The organism is Chryseobacterium sp. CH25 (genome assembly GCF_004119455.1).
Taxonomy (GTDB): domain Bacteria; phylum Bacteroidota; class Bacteroidia; order Flavobacteriales; family Weeksellaceae; genus Chryseobacterium.
Map to the genome: position 1 here is coordinate 73,722 of NZ_NRQT01000008.1, position 19,948 is coordinate 93,669.

Annotated in this window: 18 protein-coding genes; 10 read left to right on the top strand and 8 right to left on the bottom strand. The window is 33.8% G+C overall.

Annotated features, from left to right (window positions below; translation table 11 throughout):
- Positions 1–357 precede the first annotated feature (357 nt).
- The 7 genes from BOQ64_RS17405 to BOQ64_RS24115 all read left to right on the top strand — a co-directional run bounded on the left by BOQ64_RS17405 (position 358) and on the right by BOQ64_RS24115 (position 6,529).
- Positions 358–1,482: a helix-turn-helix domain-containing protein gene (locus BOQ64_RS17405; RefSeq protein WP_129058488.1), complete on the top strand. Its 1,125-nt coding sequence runs from the start codon at positions 358–360 to the stop codon at positions 1,480–1,482.
- A gap of 155 nt (positions 1,483–1,637) precedes the next feature.
- Positions 1,638–2,684, top strand: a complete 1,047-nt coding sequence (locus BOQ64_RS17410; RefSeq protein ID WP_129058489.1) for a serine hydrolase domain-containing protein — start codon at positions 1,638–1,640, stop codon at positions 2,682–2,684.
- 147 nt (positions 2,685–2,831) lie between these two features.
- Positions 2,832–3,968, top strand: a complete 1,137-nt coding sequence (locus BOQ64_RS17415) for a helix-turn-helix domain-containing protein (protein ID WP_129058490.1) — start codon at positions 2,832–2,834, stop codon at positions 3,966–3,968.
- An 88-nt stretch (positions 3,969–4,056) separates the two neighbouring features.
- The gene (locus tag BOQ64_RS17420; RefSeq protein WP_228448444.1) at positions 4,057–4,413 is read left to right on the top strand and encodes a DUF3575 domain-containing protein; all 357 of its coding nucleotides are present in this window, start codon (positions 4,057–4,059) and stop codon (positions 4,411–4,413) included.
- The gene (locus tag BOQ64_RS24105; RefSeq protein ID WP_228448445.1) at positions 4,392–4,601 is read left to right on the top strand and encodes a hypothetical protein; all 210 of its coding nucleotides are present in this window, start codon (positions 4,392–4,394) and stop codon (positions 4,599–4,601) included. The genes BOQ64_RS17420 and BOQ64_RS24105 overlap by 22 nt, the downstream gene beginning before the upstream one ends.
- Positions 4,602–4,970: 369 nt before the next feature.
- Complete coding sequence (locus BOQ64_RS24110) at positions 4,971–6,041, top strand: serine hydrolase domain-containing protein (protein ID WP_228448446.1); 1,071 nt, start codon at positions 4,971–4,973, stop codon at positions 6,039–6,041.
- Positions 6,042–6,073: 32 nt separating this feature from the next.
- Positions 6,074–6,529 carry a tetratricopeptide repeat protein gene (locus tag BOQ64_RS24115; RefSeq protein ID WP_228448447.1) on the top strand — a complete coding sequence of 152 codons (456 nt, stop codon included), beginning with the start codon at positions 6,074–6,076 and terminating at the stop codon, positions 6,527–6,529.
- A gap of 26 nt (positions 6,530–6,555) precedes the next feature.
- Here the strand turns inward: BOQ64_RS24115 and BOQ64_RS17430 are convergent, their stop codons facing one another.
- The 8 genes from BOQ64_RS17430 to BOQ64_RS24120 form a co-directional block, all read right to left on the bottom strand.
- Positions 6,556–8,004 carry a T9SS type A sorting domain-containing protein gene (locus tag BOQ64_RS17430; RefSeq protein WP_129058492.1) on the bottom strand — a complete coding sequence of 483 codons (1,449 nt, stop codon included), beginning with the start codon at positions 8,002–8,004 and terminating at the stop codon, positions 6,556–6,558.
- A gap of 11 nt (positions 8,005–8,015) precedes the next feature.
- Entirely contained in the window at positions 8,016–9,458 is a 1,443-nt protein-coding gene (locus BOQ64_RS17435) for a S41 family peptidase (RefSeq protein ID WP_129058493.1), read from the bottom strand.
- A 244-nt stretch (positions 9,459–9,702) separates the two neighbouring features.
- Entirely contained in the window at positions 9,703–10,431 is a 729-nt protein-coding gene (gene pgl, locus BOQ64_RS17440; protein ID WP_129058494.1) for a 6-phosphogluconolactonase, read from the bottom strand.
- The gene (gene zwf / locus BOQ64_RS17445) at positions 10,424–11,944 is read right to left on the bottom strand and encodes a glucose-6-phosphate dehydrogenase (protein WP_129058495.1); all 1,521 of its coding nucleotides are present in this window, start codon (positions 11,942–11,944) and stop codon (positions 10,424–10,426) included. The genes pgl and zwf overlap by 8 nt, the downstream gene beginning before the upstream one ends.
- Before the next feature lie 12 nt (positions 11,945–11,956).
- Positions 11,957–13,354, bottom strand: a complete 1,398-nt coding sequence (gndA, locus tag BOQ64_RS17450) for an NADP-dependent phosphogluconate dehydrogenase (protein ID WP_129058496.1) — start codon at positions 13,352–13,354, stop codon at positions 11,957–11,959.
- Positions 13,355–13,647: 293 nt separating this feature from the next.
- Positions 13,648–14,427, bottom strand: coding sequence for a helix-turn-helix domain-containing protein (locus BOQ64_RS17455; RefSeq protein ID WP_164975834.1), 780 nt, complete (start codon positions 14,425–14,427; stop codon positions 13,648–13,650).
- Positions 14,428–14,450: 23 nt separating this feature from the next.
- Positions 14,451–15,215: a hypothetical protein gene (locus tag BOQ64_RS17460; RefSeq protein ID WP_129058498.1), complete on the bottom strand. Its 765-nt coding sequence runs from the start codon at positions 15,213–15,215 to the stop codon at positions 14,451–14,453.
- A gap of 769 nt (positions 15,216–15,984) precedes the next feature.
- Positions 15,985–17,601 (bottom strand): helix-turn-helix domain-containing protein, encoded by a 1,617-nt coding sequence (locus tag BOQ64_RS24120; protein ID WP_228448448.1) that lies wholly within the window; start codon positions 17,599–17,601, stop codon positions 15,985–15,987.
- A gap of 599 nt (positions 17,602–18,200) precedes the next feature.
- Here BOQ64_RS24120 and BOQ64_RS17470 point away from each other — a divergent pair.
- The 3 genes from BOQ64_RS17470 (at position 18,201) to BOQ64_RS17480 (ending at position 19,769) form a co-directional block, all read left to right on the top strand.
- The gene (locus tag BOQ64_RS17470; RefSeq protein ID WP_129058499.1) at positions 18,201–18,623 is read left to right on the top strand and encodes a transposase; all 423 of its coding nucleotides are present in this window, start codon (positions 18,201–18,203) and stop codon (positions 18,621–18,623) included.
- Positions 18,624–18,681: 58 nt separating this feature from the next.
- Complete coding sequence (locus BOQ64_RS17475) at positions 18,682–19,029, top strand: helix-turn-helix domain-containing protein (protein ID WP_129058500.1); 348 nt, start codon at positions 18,682–18,684, stop codon at positions 19,027–19,029.
- Positions 19,030–19,178: 149 nt separating this feature from the next.
- Positions 19,179–19,769 carry a hypothetical protein gene (locus BOQ64_RS17480; RefSeq protein WP_129059770.1) on the top strand — a complete coding sequence of 197 codons (591 nt, stop codon included), beginning with the start codon at positions 19,179–19,181 and terminating at the stop codon, positions 19,767–19,769.
- The last annotated feature ends 179 nt before the right edge of the window (positions 19,770–19,948 follow it).

The window sequence follows — 19,948 nt, forward strand, 5'->3', positions numbered from 1 at the left end:
TTTTTTGCGGCACTAACTTACAAATAAAATACGAATGGGAATTATCTAGATTTAAGGATTTGAGTGTTTTAAAGGATAGTGTACTGATGATCTATTTTTCTAACACAAAGTTTTTATTTTTGAAACTGCTGATTTTAAGGGAGCAAAGAAAAAATCAACTTTGTTGATTCGTCGAAGCGTATGGATAACTATACATCTTCCTGCTCTAGCTCACCGAAGTCTTCTGACTTGGAGTACTTTAAAAGGAATGATGTTATTTTACCAGCTCAAAGTCGGGAGACTTTGTGCAGCAGAAACATCCTTATCAACAAAATCTATTTTCTTTATCACTTATATCCTATTTTTGTAAAAAAACTAATGGACAAATTAAGTTTTCTGGAAGTTATTGCTGCGATTGCTGTTTTTGTATCGCTATTGCTTTCCGTATTTTTGTTGACGGTAAAAACAGAAAGAAAACTGGAAAGCAGATTATTTGCAGCTTTCCTTATCATGAATGCCATTGACATCAGCGGAATTTTCATGCATCTTTTTGTGGATAGCTATAATCTGAAAGCTTTCAAAATATCTGCTTACTTATTGGTAATGCCTCTTTTCTATCTGTACGTGAATGCCGTTTGTTATTCTGATTTCACCTTAAAAAGAAAGCATTTACTGCATCTTATTCCTTTCATTGCTGCCAATTTAATTTTAGTTCCAAAGCTTTATCTGGCTGAAGGTGCTGCTAAAGTAGATTTCTTTACAACGATGTGGCAATCCCCTGAAATGTTTGTTTATCAACTCATCGGGGAACTGCAGTTTTTCTTTTATATCGTTGCTGTATTCCTGATTCTTAAAAAATATAAGAAGATTTATCTTGAAAATTACACCAACCCCAACACCTTGTTATACAAATGGCTGTTTCAGTTGACCCTCATTTTCTTATTCATTCATGTATGTCTTATTTTTAAAAATATAATACGATATACCACACACAATGATCTGTTTATCTGGCTGCATATTCTGGCAGGAACTTCCTTCTTATTGGCTGCCTGTTGGTTTATATTAAAGGCATTAAATTATCCAGAACTTTTTCGCAGAGTGGATTCTACCCTACCATTGACAGAAGATTTTACGGATACGCTGGAAGCTGAAAATAAAACCGATGAAACAAAAAGCATTCAGATTGAACAGCTTAAAAAATTCATGGTAGAAAAAGAACCTTTCTTAGAACCTTCATTAACGATTCAGGAGCTGGCAGATCAGGTGAACATTCCTGTTCGTGAGCTGTCTGTCTTAATTAACCATCATATCAATCAGCACTTTTTTGATTTCGTGAATGAATACCGCGTTAAAAAAGCAATGACCATTCTGAAAGATCCTACGAAAAAAGAATATACGGTGTTAGAAATCTTATATGAAGTGGGTTTCAATTCAAAATCCTCTTTTCATACTTCTTTTAAAAAATATACGAACCAAACGCCAACAGCATTTAGAAATAGTTGATAGTTAACCAATTGTAAATAGTCGAACTTTGGATTGCAGATAATCGGACTCATTTTAATCAATAAAATGAGTCCGACTTTTTTATATGGACTCTTTTTAATGTTCTCTACAGCATATTTGCATCAGATTATCAATATCAAATGAAAATTCTAACCATGAAATATGTATCCTTTCTTTTACTTTTTGCTTTACTTGGCTGTAAAAATGTTCATCCAATTCATCAACAAAATATTGAAAACGCCATTACAAAAAATGCGCTTCAGTTATTAGAGGACAAAAGATTTCATTCTGTTTCCATTGCTGTGCTTAAAGACGGAAAATCCACCATAAAACATTTTGGAGAATTAACGATTGGAAAAGGAAACAAGCCCAACGATTCTACTCTTTATGAATTAGCTTCTGTAACAAAAACCTTTACAGGCTATATAGCCGCCAAAGCCGTACTTGATCAAAAAATACATTTGGAGGATGATATCAGAATCTATCTTAACGAGCCTTACCCCAATTTAGAATATAAAGGTGAACCTATAAGGATTAAACACCTCATCACCCACACCAGTGGATTTCCTAATTTCCCTATAAAAAGTGAAAATAAAGAAGCTTTTTTTGAAGGATTAAAACTCATCAACATTGAAACGAAACCCGGGGAAATGTATTTCTATTCTAACACAGCTCCAGAGCTTACCGCGTATATCCTTGAAAAAGTATATCAAAAACCTTATGAGGAATTGGTCACTGAGTTTGTTTTGAAACCCAATACAATGACCCAAACGAAGTTTACCCTCAATGAAAATGACAGAACAAGATTGGTAAAAGGCTATAACGATAAAAACGAGCTAATGCCTAACTTCCAGAGAACTTTATGGGGTGGAATTTCAGGACTGCACTCTACAACTACGGATTTAGTAAAATATATGAAATTACAGCTTGACCAATCAAATGTTATTGTCAATGAATCTCATCAAAAATTATATAAAGAAGGTTCTGATTTTTGGGAAGGCTATCATTGGTATATTATAGAAAGCGATCATAAATTAATATACAGACATCATGGAGGCATTTATGGAATGCAGAATTGGTTTGTGATTTACCCTAAACAGGATATGGGAATATCTATATTAACCAATACCAGCTTTAACGAAACTGGAGAAATTTTAGAAAAAGTAGTTGATAACCTGTACGATGACATCCATATAAAATAAACAGTACATAACATAAGGAGATTTAATGCTAACAAAGAGTTTCCCCCTCATTCCGGCACTATCAATTCGTTTTATCAATTCGTATGAAAGAACTATATTTAAACCATGATATCCCCGAACAAATTTTTTAAACACCTTTTATAAAAATTGATTTATATAACACTTTTAAATATTGCCGTTTTTCAGGGAATCATATTAGGCTTAGTGATCTTAAAGTCTTCCTTATTCAACAGTAATTCAAATAAATATTTAGCCTACTTACTATTTACCCTTTCAATTATTTTACTGAATTATGTTTTTGAGATTCAACAGGTATTTACCACCTATCCTCTCCTACATTTTACAGACAATATCAATTGGGTATTTCTAATGCCTGCTTTCCTCTATCTGTTTGTCGTAAACCGGATTGATCATACCAAAAAATACAACCAAAAAAAATATTTGTGCTTTATTCCATTTGCCTATTCCGCTGTCATTAATATTATCAACGATCTCGATCATGTTGCAGGAGTTTATACTTTTTCTGAGTCAGGTCTCGCTATCATCAAAATATTGGGTCTGATTCAACTTGTCTTAGCCATTACATTCATCCCATCCCTTCCCATTTACTCTTATTTTATGGTAAGACATTTAAAGGATTCACAGGAAAAAAAATGGATACTTACCTTTTTGACAATTGTTTCTTCAGTGCTGATTATTTGGCTTATTACCGCTCTGGCCGGCTTCCTTCTAGATTATGACATCTCTTCTACAATGAGTGTCATAGCTTTATTCGCTACATTCATCATTCATTGGACAGCTTATATAGGTATTTACAAATATAAATTGGCCAAAGACAGAGATGCTATCCACAATTTTCTCAATAATGATTCAACTATTTCGTACCCCAATCTGCAAATTGTAGAAACTAGTATTCCTCAGGAATATAAAGAATCTATCACAGCAGATAATCTTTACTTTCAGAAACTGGAACTTCTTTGCAAGGATGAGCAAATTTATACAGACAGTACATTAAACAGAGAAAAAGTAGCTGAAAAACTAGGCATAAGTGCGGGATATGTTTCACAAATTGTAAATACGATAACAGGAGACAACTTTGCTCATTATATCAATCAATATAGAGTGGAAGCCGTCAAAGAAATGATTTCAAATTCAGAATATGACAATTATACTTTGTTGACGATGGGATTAGAATCCGGGTTTACTTCAAAAACGACTTTTTATAAAGCCTTTAAAAAAGTGACGGGTCAGACACCCAATGAATACAAAAACGCCCTCAAATAAGTACCATTTTCTCCATTTTTAAGCTTTTGAAACCCGTTCTAATTTGAATTCATTGAGTTTTGCACTTCAATAATTCAAATTAATTTTTATGAAAAAGAACTTTTCACTACTCATCATTTTGTTTACTTTTTATGCTCTACATGCTCAAAAAAATGAAACCAATGGAGATTCATATCAGAAAAAAAATGAAATTAAAGTAAATCTAATCGCACCATTATACGGTGCTGTGGAAGTAGGTTTTGAACGACACCTCAACAAACATTCATCACTGGGGATCTCTACATTTATTGTTTATGATCAGACAAAAAACGAGGATATGAACTACTACATCTCTCCCTATTACAGATATTATTTCGGCAAAAAAAATGCTTCCGGTTTTTTTCTCGAAGGCTTTGGAATGCTCACTTCCATTGATGGAAAAAAATGTATGCATCAGACAATGTGACATTCACTGAGGGTAAAAACGTTTATGATCTTGCACTGGGCGTTGGCCTTGGCTGGAAGTTAGCCACAAAGAAAGGATTTGTTCTTGAAGCCAACACAAGTTATGGAAAGCTTCTCTTCAATGCAAACAAAACGGATCACGACCAGGTTCTAAAGCTTGGATTGAATATTGGCTATCGTTTCAAATAATCATCCAGGAAATAAATGATGTTAGGATCAGAGGAAGAGATTAGATTAATGACTGATCTTTACAGCAGACTTTGTTGTATAGCGATTCATTATCAAATAAAATCTTCTGATCCCATCGTTTTTACGTTTTTTTAAAATACTATTTTGGTTGTGAATATTTCTTCATAATCTTCTGAAAATAAGCACGAAAATCTCTCCCATTACCCACTTTCTTTTTCCTACCAGTGCTAACTATTTTATTTACAAACCTTCTTTCTGCCCAGGGAATCAAAAATCGATTGAGCTACATCCCGAAAATGAAAATGGAAAACAATTGCTGATGGAAATTTAAAAAATATTCTTCTTAATGTAATAAACACTTTTTCTGAATTGTCTTATGAATTAGAAACTAAATCTATTGAGTTAAATCCTGAAAACACAAATGCCAAGGAAATGCTTTCAAAAATCAATCAAATTCTAACTCCTCCCAAATTAATCGCAATGAAGAACCGATTTTTCTTACTAGCGCTACCTATTTTATTTACAACTGCTCTTTCTGCCCAAGGACCAAATCATTTCAAAGAGGCAAAGAATAGAAATCAAAAATCAACTGAACAAAAAGCAGTCTATATAAATAAAATTGATTCTTTAATGACAAAATCCTACGAAAGAGGATTATTCAACGGGAACGTTCTTGTCGTTAAAAACAATACCGTTATTTATAAAAAATCAATTGGTTTTACAGATGAAACGAAACAAGCCCAATTAAATGACAAGTCAATATTTAACATTGGCTCCATTGCAAAGGAATTCAATGCTGTTTCCATCATGATTTTAGCGGAACGTGGTCTTCTTACTCTTGATGACCCTATTTCCAAATATAATTTGGGATTGCCAAAGTGGTCGGAAAAAGTGACAGTTAGGCATCTTATTAATTATGCCAGCGGTATCCCTAAAATCGAAAACAAACTAATAGTTCCGAAAAACGATGAAGAGGCTTGGAAGATATTGAGAAACAATGATACTCTGTTGTTTGAACCCGGAACCGGCTATAAATATGACAACGGCAATGTGTTTCTGCAAAGAAAAATCATTGAAAAGGTAACCGGAATGTCATTTCAGGAATTTGTCACTAAAAACATAATTAAGCCTCTGAAAATGACCAATTCTGTATTTGACCCCGAATTTCGTTATAAAAACCGAACCTCTTGCTATGATATGGACAATGCCCGATGCCCTGAATTGAAATTTATAAGTGGTTGGCTTTGGGTAGATATCAATGATCTGTATAAATGGGTTCATGCGATGAATACCAATCAATTAATATCTAAAGAATCCTTTCAAGTTTTGTTGAATAATCCTTACGCAAAAGACCAAGGTGGTTCACTTGGTACCTACTTTGAAAAAGATGATCTGCAAAGACATAATGGAGTATCCTATAAATTTGAATCCATTTTTTAAATGATCGTAAAAATGATATTACGATCATTCTATTGTCTAATAATCTAAATAAAGTTTGGGATCTGGGACATATTATTCACAACTTAATGTTGGGAAAAGCGTATGAAATTCCTAAAAAATCTATTTATCAGGCAATAAGAAAGGAATCATTCAATGATGTAAATAGAAGTATTGAAACTTATTACTCGCTTAAAAAAAATTCTGAAAAAGAATACAGCTTTGGAAACCCAAGTGAACTGAATACATTAGGATATGAACTATTAAGAAGTGGAAATATAGATTCTGCTATTAAAATTTTCAGCCTTAATGTTTCTGTGTTTCCTGAATCGGCCAATGTTTATGACAGTCTCGGCGAAGCTTATTTCAATAAAAAAGAATATCAATTATCAATCAGTAATTATCAGAAATCATTAGAGCTGGAACCGGCCAATACCAATGCCAAGGATATGATTTTGAAAATCAACCAGCTATTGCCCACTAAAAAATAGATCATACCTTTAGTAGAAAATCATTCCTATTGTTTAACGAATTTAGTAGAAGATAACACTCCTTTATTGTCAAATAAATTGATAAAATAGACACCTGGAATGAGCCCACTTACATCAACTGCATTCTTAAGTGACATAGATTTATCAGAAATTACATGACGTCCATTCTGATCATAAATTTCAAATCTACTGACCGTTTCCCTGGATTGGAAGTTTAAATAATCTCTAACCGGATTGGGGTAAACTTTAACGGTTGTATGACGATCTACCTCTGATGTATTTAATCCACCTATATTAAAAAAATATTTGCGCAATGTCCCTACATATTTCAGCTGACCACCCGAAAAGATTGAATAAAGTCCTGCAAAAACGATAGAGTTACCATACAGTTCAAACCCTTGATTGTAAACAGGGTAACCATCAGGGGCCAATGCAGGAGTGATAATTTTACCATTCGTTCCGAAATTCGGGTCAAGATTTCCATTGGAATCTATTTTAATCGCATAGAAAGTACGCATTCCATTTCCCGAAATAATATATGATCCGTCCTGATGCCTTACCATTAGTGTGGGTGTAGAGCTTCCTTGAATAGATACAACAGATACTCCTCCATTTTTAAATGTAGTATCTAACACTCCATTGGGAAGAAGCCTGTACATAATGAGTCCAAAACAGTCTGGACCAATTATACCGCTGCAGAGATTTCCGGAAGTTAATCCCAGTATTTTCCCATCATCTAAAAGTGTCAAATCATTTGAATTCCCTACATATTCTCCTCCAGTATATAGAAAATGTCCACCATTACCGAAAGTTAAATCAACAGTACCTGAAGCAGTTATTTTGGTAACTACTATTTTGCCACTATTCACAGAAAGCACTTGTTTCCCGACAACAAATATTTCATTATTGGAGTTAACCCTTATTCTGTTATATTTATATGTTGACCCTAAATTTATTTCAGTAAATGCAGCATCCTTAATTCCGTTTGAAAGCAGCCTGATAATGGAATACACACCATTATTTTCCTTTAAAAGATAAATTTTACCTGTAGAATCAAGATAAAGATGCCCCGTCTGATTAAATGGAGTAAATCCACTAACAGGATTTCCATCTGCATCTATCTTTCTTATTTCCTTGTTCTCACCATCCATAAAAATGTAATTTCCATCGGGTGTAGGTTGTAGACCTCCGTAATTTCCTGATAAAGAAAGTTTATATCCTGTACCGTTAAAAGTAGTATCTAATACTCCATTCGCAGTGAAGCGGGCGATAAGTCCCACTCCAACTGCCAGGATCTTCCCGTCAGGCATTTTCGCGGTAGACTGAATATGTAATCCGCCGGTAACCTGGCCTCCGTTATAGAAGGTGAAATTAGTAAAGCCATTGCTTGTGCCATAAGACGTATCCAAAAGATTCTCCTGAGCATTAAAATTCAGAGAGAATACAGTGATCATCAATAATAAAAGTTTATTCATCAATAGTATATTTAAATGTTTTTACCAATTCTCTCTATCACAAAATCCATGGGTCTGTCAAATTTTGTCTGCAAATCATTGGGTTGAATTTCAATTTCGACGTCAGGTTTTATTCCTTTCGGATCAGTTTTAAAATTGGGAGTTCTCATTCTGTATTGAAAAGTAGGGATCCAGACCAATGTTTTAGAATACGGCAAAACAAATGCCTGCCCTCCTGCATTGCTGTAATTACTTCCTTGTGAATATTCCCCGTACAATTTCCCGATTTTATATTCTCTCATCAGTGCTAACAGATGCCCGGTGGTTGAAAAACATCCGCCATTGATTAAAACACTGATCTTTCCTTTGTAAAAATTGGGTTTGTTTTGTTGGAGTTTAAACCACCAATCTGCACTGTTGGTTTCTGTGTAACAGTTTAATCCATCCTTGAGTTTTGTTTCGTTCAGATTTATTTCATCAATATTGTCCGGATATTGAGCATAATGCTTCCATTCTTTTGCTCTTTTATATTTTGCTCCCATATAATCAAGATAGTAATAAGGAGTACTGCTTAGATATGAAAACAGGTAGTTGGCAATATCTGCAGAGCCACCGCTATTATCCCGTAAATCGATAATTAAGTTTTTAGTTTTTAAACTGTCAAGCTGTGTAAAAAAGCGGTCTAATTGTTTCTCTGCAATTTTCCTTTCTGCTTCATTATACCCATTTTCAAATGAACGGAATTTTAAAACAGCCAAATCGTTTGTTCTGAACTCTGTGGTTAAAGGTTCTGCTTTTTTTGAAATAGTACCTGTATATTCCTTAAACGGCATTCCCTTAAATATTCCTTTCAGTTTATGATTGTTACGATCTGCATATTCAATTTCAAATTTTTCTGTCTGATTGTAAATAAAATAATAAAACGGGAAATTACTGAATCGTGCATTTAATCCTGTTTCATTTCTACCTTCAAGATGGATGTACTGCTTCATTTCGTTCACCACAGCATGGATGTCTTTTCCATTTATTTTGAGAATTCTCAATCCTGCATATTCTTTATTTTCCGGAGATGATTTATCCAGATAATAATGATCCTTAATCTTATAGATACTAAAAGGAAAAACCAGCCTGTCATTGAGTAATCCAATAATTCTCCCCCTATCAACAGCTGTATGTCCGTCTTTAATTTTTGCCATCAACGTGGCTGTCAATTTATAGTATTCTACAAGGGAAAGATCGGTTTTTATGGAGCTTTTTAAAGAGGAATATGTTTTATCAAATTCATTTTGTGAACAGAACATAAATTGTCCGGGATGAATAGTATTTGTTAAATGATAGAGTTCTGAAAACTCAGCAATAATGCTGTCTTTTTTCAACGTTTTGTTAAGCAACTCCGGATTTTTTAATGCTGTATTTTGTCCAAGAGCAAAATTGACTGTAAACAATAAAAGTGGTAATACTATTTTAAAATTCATCTTAAACGTTTTTTAACTCTAAAGTCTTTAAATATAAATAATTGGGAAATATAGCACAAATACTACTCTCGGAAACATTATATCTGCGATATTTTACGTTTTTTGATGAATAAAAGACAGAAATGATTGTTCTCTGTATTCTTTGTTCAAATTAAAAATCTGAAAGGATAATTAAACCCTTTCAGAATTATGCAGTATATCTTTCACATGATGTGTAACCTTGTTCTCTAATTGCTGATCAGAATTAGATACCGTCATTCAAATATTTTGCAGCTTTTTCATCCACAAGAAACAGAAGTTCACCTTCGGTAGGGTTCAATAATTGGGATGGATATACTGAAGGATTGTATTCTCCTTTCAAAACCTCTTTCAATGCATCCGCTTTCGCATCACCAAATGTCAGAACAATAATCTGTCTGGCTTTATTTAAAAAAGGAGCTGTAAGGGTTATTCTATACATTTGCTGAGCGTCCAGATAGTAAGCATCAACCCATTTTTCTTTCTCATCCAGAACTGCTGTTCCCGGAAACAGAGAAGCAGTATGTCCATCACCACCCATTCCCAGAAGGATAAGATCCATTGCTCCATTTTCTCCCAGCTTTTCTTTCAAAATGGTATTATATGAGGCGGCAAAGTCTTCTGGTTTTACCCCTTCTTCAAACATTGGGAAAATATTAGCTGCCAGGACTGGTACATTTTTCAAAAGGGTTTCCTGTGACATTTTAAAGTTACTCAGTTCATTATCCAACGGCACCCATCTTTCGTCCCCCCAAAAGACAAGAACTTTTGTCCAGTCAATCTGTTTTTTATAGTGATCTTCAGATAAGAGTCTGTATAGCCCTTCCGGTGAAGAGCCACCTGTTAAGGCCACTGTAAAATATCCTTTCTTCTCTATTGCTTCATTGGCAGCCTTTACAAATAATTGGGCTGCTTCTTTAAAAATTTCTTCTGTTGATGGTAATATGTTAAGCATTTTCTTCACTTTTCAATGTTTCACGGGAGTTAGTAAGCCAATAATGACCTTGTCTTTTCAGCAATTCATCTGCTGCTTCCGGCCCTGAACTTCCGGCAGGATAAGTAAACATTTTTGAAACGTCTCCTTTCTCCCAGGCAGTCTGGATATTAGCAATAACATCCCAGGCTTCTTCTACCTGATCGGAACGCATAAAGAGCGTGGAATCTCCATCCAGAGCATCCAGCAATAAGGTTTCATAAGCTTCCGGTGTATCTGGTGAGCATTCAAAATAATCGAATACCATTTCAGCTGGTTTTAATTTCATATCAAGGCCTGGTTTTTTGGTCATAAATGACAGTTTGATGTCCATTTCAGGCTGAATATCGATGGTTAATTTATTGGGCTGCAGTGTATTTATCGAACTCTTAAAGGTAGTACAAGGAACTTCTTTAAAACTGATGATAACAGAAGATGCCTTTTCTGACATCCTTTTACCGGTACGCATATAAAACGGTACTCCACTCCATCGTTCATTATCAACATAGAATTTCATGGCAACATAAGTTTCTGTGTTTGAGTTTGGATTAACTCCCGGTTCCTTCAGATATCCCTGCTTTGGCTGTCCGTCAATTTCTCCATCTGTATATTGTGCTCTAACCGTATAGTGATTGATATCTTCCGGATTAATCCTCCTTACACTTTTCAATACCTCTACTTTTCGGTCTCTGATCTCTGTGGATTCAAATTCAGTAGGTGCTTCCATGGCTACCATACAAAGAATCTGCATGAGGTGATTCTGAATCATATCACGCAAAGCTCCTGATCCGTCATAATATCCTCCTCTATCTTCAACTCCTACTGTTTCTGCAACGGTAATCTGTACAGAATCAATATATTTATTATTCCAGAGCGGTTCAAAAATTGTATTTCCAAATCGGAAAGCCAGAATATTCTGTACGTTTTCTTTTCCCAGATAGTGATCAATTCTATAAATCTGTTCTTCTTTGAAGGTTTGTGCCAGCATTGTATTAAGAGCCACAGCAGATTCTTTATCATACCCAAAAGGTTTCTCAATAATCATACGGTCCTGATCTACATTTTCAGCCAGACCATTTTTCTTAAGGTTATCCGATACTTTTTCAATAAAACTGGGCGCTACAGACAGGTAAAAAAGACGATTGGCTCTGATTCCTAAACTGGTATCAATATAATCAAGCTGATTTTTCAGCTGGATAAAAGATTCTTCCTGTGTAATATCAAACTTGATGAATTTGATTTTCTCTTTGAACACATTCCACTTCTCATCAGAAAAGTTTGTGTTTCTTGAAAAGGCTTTGATATTTTCTAAGATATAACTTCTGAAATCTTCCTGGGTATGTTCTGTTCTTCCTAATGAAAGCAGCTCGAAATCTTCCGGCATCCAGCCTTCCAGAAACAGATTAAAGAATGCAGGAAATAATTTTCTTTTTGCCAAATCTCCCGTTGCTCCAAAGACCACAATAGAGGTTGGCTTTTTATCATTATTTTTCATTTGATTTATTTTTTATGCTTCCCAACGGGTATGGAAAACGCCTTCTTTATCTATTCTTTCATAGGTGTGTGCTCCGAAGAAATCGCGTTGGGCCTGAATAATATTAGTGGGTAAGTTTTCTGAACGGTAAGCATCAAAATAAGACAATGCATTCATCCAGGCGGAAACGGGTGTTCCATTTTGAATGGCGTCTTTCAGAACAGAACGGATACTTCCCTGTGCGGCATTTAGTTTATCAGCAATCTGTTGGTTAAGCAATACGTTTGGTAAATCTGATTGTGCGGCGAATGCCTGTCTAAAGTCTTCCAGTAAAGTGGCTCTAATAATACAGCCGCCTCTCCAGATTTTGCAAACCGTTTCCAAATGTAAGTCATAGCCATAGGCATCTGAAGCTACTTTAAGCTGAGCAAGTCCCTGAGCATAAGTGGTTATAATGGCAAAATAAAGCCCTTTTTTCAATTGATCTAAACCATCATTATTGATTTTCTGATCATTATTCCAAATCAATAATTTTGAAGCCTTAATTCTTTCCGGTTTGTATTTAGATATATCTCTCATGTTTACTGCTGCATCAATAACTGGTACCGGAACCTGCAGATCCATTGCGTTTTGTGAGGTCCATTTTCCTGTTCCTTTGGATTTGGCCCAATCTGAAATCAGGTCTACCAGATATTTATCGTCTTCTTTCTTTTTCAGAATATCAGCTGTAATTTCTATGAGGAAAGAGTTTAATTCTTCTTTATTCCATTGTTCAAATGATTGTTGTATGGTTTCATGATCCAAATGATAAACGTTCTTCATGATATCATAGGTTTCTGCAATAAGCTGCATAATTCCATATTCTATTCCATTGTGTACCATTTTCACATAGTTTCCGGCAGATCCGTTGCCTAAAAATTCTACACAGGGTTCACCATCTACTTTAGCTGCAATGGCTTCAAAGATTGGTCGTAAACGTTCATATGCAATTTTATCTCCACCAGGCATCATGCTTGGTCCTCTTCTCGCACCACTCTCTCCTCCTGATATACCCATTCCGAAAAAATGGATTCCTTTTGAAGAAAGTTCTTTATATCTTCTGTCTGTATCTGTAAAATAAGTATTTCCGCCATCTATGATAATATCTCCCTGATCTAAAAAAGGAAGCAGAGTTTGTATGGCACCGTCTACAGGGGCTCCTGCCGGTACTAACAACATAATGGCTCTGGGCTGTTCAAGAGATTTCACAAAGTCTTCTGCCTGAACAGTAGCATAAATCTGGTGACCTTCCTGAGCTTCTGCCTGTAATGAGTCTGCTTTTTCACGGTCCAAATCTAACCCTGCAACAGCATATCCGTTATCAGCCATATTAAGCAATAAATTTCGGCCCATAACGCCTAAACCAACTATACCAAAATTGTATGTAATCATTTTTATTTTTTTTTATGAATGTCTATTGATATTGGGTACTGCTAATAAATTGAGTGAATTGAAATAGCAGCAATTCTGTATTTAAAATACTTTATTAAAATTAGTCCTTATTTTCGACATGTCTGAGCTAAAAAAAGAGATATTTATATAATCAATAGAAGAGCTGCAGCTGGAAAAGGAAAGCTGAAGACTGGAAATCGCTCTTAATCAGTACTGTTACTTTATGATTCATAAATAATATGTATTGCGAATCTAAAACATCTGTTTTAAAGTAATCTTAGGCCTAAACAGATCTAAGATGCTACAGAAACCTTCAGTTGCTCTACAAAATAAGAAGGTGTGAAACCTTTTTGCTGTTTAAAGGCATTCACAAAAACCCTTGGCGTAACATACCCGCACTCTTCTGCAAGGTATGCTATTTTATATTCTCTGTAAATCGGATTTTCGTAAAGTTTTTTAACAATATAGTTAATACGGAGTTCATTGATATAGCTCGTAAAATTATGTTTTCTATAGACTTTAATAACCTCTGAAAGGTATTTTGGATTGGTAGCAAGACTATTGGCCATCCATGAAAGACTCAAATCTTTCCGCAGATATTTTTCTGAAGTTTCAAATTTTTCCAACTTCAGAAGTAATGCCTTTACCGTTTCATCTGTAATTGTAACAGAAGATTTTACTGTATTATTTTTGTCCGATACCGGTTCTGTTATTTTACCATCCTTGTTTTCACTTCGTATTTCTGTAATAAGATCTTCATACTTTTTATGAATAATCTTATTGCTTCTTCTTCGATAGATTAGCATTCCCGCGGTTATAAGAACTAAAATCACAAAAGAAATGACTGCAATTTTCCTGATCTTTTTCTCCCCGTTGACCTTAGTTTCTGAAATCATCTTTTTAACAGGTACTTCTACGGCTTGCTTTTCTACGGAATTAATACTGTCATTCAATTTTGAAAAAAGATCAAGATATTTTTGAGAAGTTGAGTTTTCCCCAATCGCAAGATAAGATTTGGCCAATACCATATATCCTACTCTTCTGTTGTAAGGCATACTGCTAGATTTTTCCATAGCAAGCATATTCTCACCGTATTCTATGGCTTTCCGGTAATTTTTTTCATTTGATAAAACTCCTGGAGTGCCTGATATAAATCTATTTTTGTTTCAAGATTTATTCCTTCCTTAATCAAATCAAATTGTTTTAAGGCTTCCATAAAATAAAACTCAGACAAATCTACATTCCGTCCTTTATTTCTGGAGTCTCTGTAATGAATTCCCAGGTTCATATTTACGGATACAAGCATATCAACTTTTTTATCTAAAGGAACAGCTTTGCTTTTATCACTTACTTTCAGAATTTCTTCCCTACTTTTTTCCAAAGAATACACTACTTTTTCATCTGATCTACCCTGATAATACGGAGCCATATTATAATAAACCAAGGAAGCCTGATAATGTTTCTCATCATTTTCAGAAATCATGTTTGCATATCTCAGAGCCGTTTCATATTCCTTTAGACTTACATCATATAAGCCTAGATTTTCATGTAATATTGCTCTTTTATTGTATAAAATAGATAATGTTTTATAATCTTTTTGGCTAATTGCCAAATCTCTGACCTTGTTTGATATTTCCAAAGCCTTTTTATAGTCATAATCCTGGGCATAAATCAACATTATATTTTTGGCTGCATCCAACTCTCCTTTTTCACATCCGATAGTCTTGGCAAGATCATTAGCTTTTTGAAACAATTCGAGAGCTTCTTTACTTTTTCCTTTATTATTAAGGGAATTTGCCTGATCTATTAACTGGTCTATATTTTTATTTCCGGGACATAAGATTGTGGCTGCATTTACCATCTTGGGGAATGAAAGGAAAAGCAACAGGAAAATAGCAACAGTGTATACGTTTTGAACACCATGATTACTGTTTCTCTTTTTTCCGAAGAAAAGTTGAATTCTCCAAAAAAATATTTTTTAACCATAAGATTACATTTTATACTGAATGAGAAGGAGACTGAAAATATTCAGGTTTTGAAAAGTGTTTATTAGTGAGTTTTCAGATTCAGACTTTAATCAGGACAAAGCTTCTCTTGTATGGATCTGACAGGAATTTCAGGATCAAATCCTACCTTCAAATTTGGAGTTGACATATTTTTCAGTTGAAATAGTTTGGAGCCTGTGTGATAAGACTAAGATGTATTAGAAATGAAGGCAGAAAATGTGTCATATAAACGAAATTAATCAATTACAACATTTGCAGACATAATGATATCTGATTTTCAAAAATACAAATATTATTTAGTTTTAAAAAAAAAATCACATGAACACTACTTAATACACATAATAAACTGAATTACAACACAAATAACACTCAAAAACAGATTAAATCACCCTGTAGCTCCTTTCAAATTTCACCTGTTTCAGGCTTGTCTAAATATTATAATAGTCATAACATTTCATCAAAATATTAATTGATTCTTAAAACAATATGATAAATCTACTTTTCCCTATCTATCTGTTTGGATGTAAAAAGTTTTTCTCTTTATAAATCTCTACTCATCATATATTGAGATATGGTTAAGTGCAGAACAACCGATTTAATTCATTACTACTACAGAATACCCTATTAATCGACACCGGTCTTAGAAAATGAACCATGAAGCGAAGAAGACATTCTTAATTGCTCAACGAAATATGAAGGTGTAAAACCTGTTTCTTTTTTGAAAGCATTAACGAATACACGTGGCGTGGCATATCCACATTCCTCCGCCAAATAGGTGATTTTATATTCTCTATATATTGGATTCTCGTAGAGTTTGTTCATAATGTAGTTAATACGCAGTTCGTTGATATAGCTGGTAAAGTTATGTTCTCTATACACTTTAATGATCTCCGAGAGATATTTTGGATTTGTATTGAGATGATTAGCCATCCAGGTAAGGCTCAAGTCCTTCCGAAGATATTTATCCGAATTTTCAAATTTTTCTAGTTTAAAGAGCAGCACTTTTATTGTCTCATCTGTTATAACAACTGATGATTTGGGTTCATTGCTTTTAATATCATGCGATAATTCTGTTTCAATTTGGTGCTCTTTTTCATTATTTATTTTAGCTATTAACGCTTCATATTTTTTATGAATAATTCTTTTTCTCCTTTTCCAAAGGATAATTGTGATTGCTCCTGCAATAAAAATAAGTACCCCGATGATAATCAACTGTTTTTTAGAGCTTTCCTTATGTCCTTTATCCACCTCTGCTACAATCTTCTTTATTGTGGTATCAGCATTTGTTCTGCCAGCAATCGTAATACTGTCCTTAAGATTAGTATATTGCCGCATATAATATTTAGATCTCTCCTTGTCACCAATTTCCATATAACTGGTGGCCAGAAACTCAAAGGACTCTACTCTTGAAGATGGACGCCTAGATTGCTTTTCCAATTGCAGTGAACGGTTTGCATAATCAATGGATTTTCGGTATTCTTTCTTTTCCAGATACAGCCAGCTCAACTGATTCAAAAGTGTAGTTTGTGAACGGATAGGCAGACCATCTGTTTCCTTCTGAAACTTTTCGGCTTTCAGAAGATTTTTTTCTGCCCTTTCAAGATTCCCTTTCTCATCAGAATATTCCAGATAAAAAATACCTAAGCGGATATAGATAAAAATGATTTCATTATATTTCATCTTCTTGGGTATCTCTTTGTTTTTATCTTTTATTTTCAGCCCTACTTCCAGAGATTTATTAAGATAATAAAGTGTTGAATCTTTGTAATTCTGCTTTTGGAACTGATGATTCATACTATTATAATAAGAATGTAGATCCATATAGCTTTGGGTCAGTCTCAAGTATTTCCTGTCAGGGTTTTTTATTGTTTTTGCAAATCTAATGGCAATTTCCACATCCTTCTTACTTGCATCATCAAGGCCGATATACATTAAAGCCATTGCATTCTTTCTATAGATACTGGATATAACCCCTGAAGTATCTTCTTTTTTATTTAGAATTATTTTTTTCAACTGATTTCCCAATTCTACAATCTCTTTATTCTTATCCTGCATACCATATGCACCCATTAAGTAATCACCACTCAATACAATACCTTTTTCAAATTTTAATCTTCTTGAGGCTTCTTGCAGTTGAAGCAGCATGATTTCTTGTTGTTTTGAATTTATAGAACTATCATTCTTTTTGATGTATTTCAGTTTCTCAATAATCATTTCTGCTGTCATAGATTTAGAGGTCAACTTCTCTACATTTTGGGCAAATGTTATATAAAACGATAAAAAAATAAAAAATAAACAGATCTTTTTCATCAGGAAATATGGTTTAGTTTTTAGAACAAAAGTTTATACATAGGAATACAAGCAGTGATTGCATCGTTTGTATACATTGAATATGATTAAAGGTTAATGAATCATCACACATAGGTTGATAATAATATTGGTTAATTCCTTGATTTCAATGCTTCATTAAGCATCCCAAAATTGAATATTCAGTATTACAACTGTTTTCCATCATTATCATTCATACAAATTTAAGGATATATAAGTCCTAAAAACACAATTCCCTATTTGGGATTACACAGTACTATCACAAAACCCCAATAACCAATAAAACACTGATTATCAGTAGTACAAATTTGTAAAACAAATTAAAAAACAGATGAAATTTTCTGAATTATTCCTCTATGAGAGTTGTACATATTTTGGTGTAATCCTAATATTGCATCAAACACTAAGCGATTCTGAAAACAACAAAATGAACCTAATATTCTCTTCATATTCAAATACCATCAAGGTATTGTCTCACCCTTTCCTTTTACTTTTAAAAACAACTAAAACCCATGAGTTCAAATTTTAAAAATATCCATATTGGACAATTTATACATCTACGTGTTCAGGAAAACGGCATCGATTTATACCGTATCTGCAACTTTATGAAATGTACAGAACCGGAAATTTTTGAAATGTATTCCCAAGAGCATCTGCCCACCAATATCCTGTTGAGATGGAGCAAAATTCTTGAATATGATTTCTTCCGACTATATTCTCAACATCTGATATTATATGCACCGCCCTCCGCATCAATAAAAGAATACACTCCCTCAAAGCTTCCACAATTCAGAAAGAACATCTATACCAAGGAGATGATAGATTTTATTTTGGAAGTGATAGAGAAAGAAGAAAAGACCAAGCGTCAAATTACCGATGAATACGGAATTCCCTATACTACAGTATGTAAATGGATTGCAAAACATAATAAATGATTGCTATCATCAAAAGTGACATACCAGGAAACCTTATATAGAATTTTTAATTAATGTAATGAAAAAACAGACCCAACCTAATTACAGACGGATATATTCAGATATCATTGACCAGAAATTTCCACATAAAAAATTGGAATGCAAAAAACTGTTGGAAAAGAAAATACTTTTTGCTGTTGATATTATGGAACTGAATAAAAGAATCTTCGGGACAAAAGACCAGGATGTCAAAAATATGAATCAAAAACTACGTTCCTACAATATTTCAGATATCCAGCACATTCTTGATTATCAGAAAAAACATAAAATGAATAACCTTCAGGTAGCCGAACATTTTGGATTGAGTAGAAATACAATGACTAAATGGAGAAGGATGTTCAAACAATACGAAACATCAGACAACTAACTAAAATACAATACATTAAATAAAATAAAACAGCTGTATAATTCCGAATTATACCTATCAATATCTTGCTCAATTATCCTGACAGTGATAATATTGCGCTGAAATAATTTAGTCTTTTCGGGATCCAATTTATTTTGAAAGAGTATATCATGCAAATTCTAAAAACTATAACGATGAAAGTAATCTTCCCTTCCAATACCAAGTGGGGAAGGTTTTTCTTCCTGGTTTTACTGTTTGTTAACTTTCATAGTATATATGCTGCCTGTAAGCCTGAAGAAACAGATACTGATATTAACAACAATCCGGCAGCAGCCACAATATTTATCTCAAAAGAAACCACTGTTTCAGGATTGGAGTATTTACATATTTCCCAACCGGATGTAAAAAAAGGGGGAAGTAAACTCATAACTGCCAAAAAGCCTAAAAAGGTAAAAAAACTATTAAAAAAAACACAACCTAAACATTCTAAAGTAAGCCCAAAACCCCAAAGCTATTATACTCTTAGCAGTGCAACAAAATCAGATCTGTTTGTTTATCATTCTTCCAGCAAAATCGTCTATGCTTTTGGATCTGGATCATTTAACTTCAAATCTATTGTTACAGATGAACTGAAGACGATTGATATACTGATTGTTCTATTGGGTATTTTTCTTATCATTTTTTATAAAAGCCGAATATTTTTCAATTATTATTTTTCAAAAAAGTTCCAAAGGCCCCCACCTGTAATAGGGTCCATATAATTACATTTAATTGAGGGTATCTAAAGAATTACTTATCATTTCTATTCCTTAATTTTTTAATGGGAAGTCATGTTCTGACGCATTTTGCCGGATAATTCCGATGCAAACAGGATACTTATTTCCTTTTAAAAAAGAATCTGATCAGGTAAAACAGATACACAAAGAACAATATTAGATGT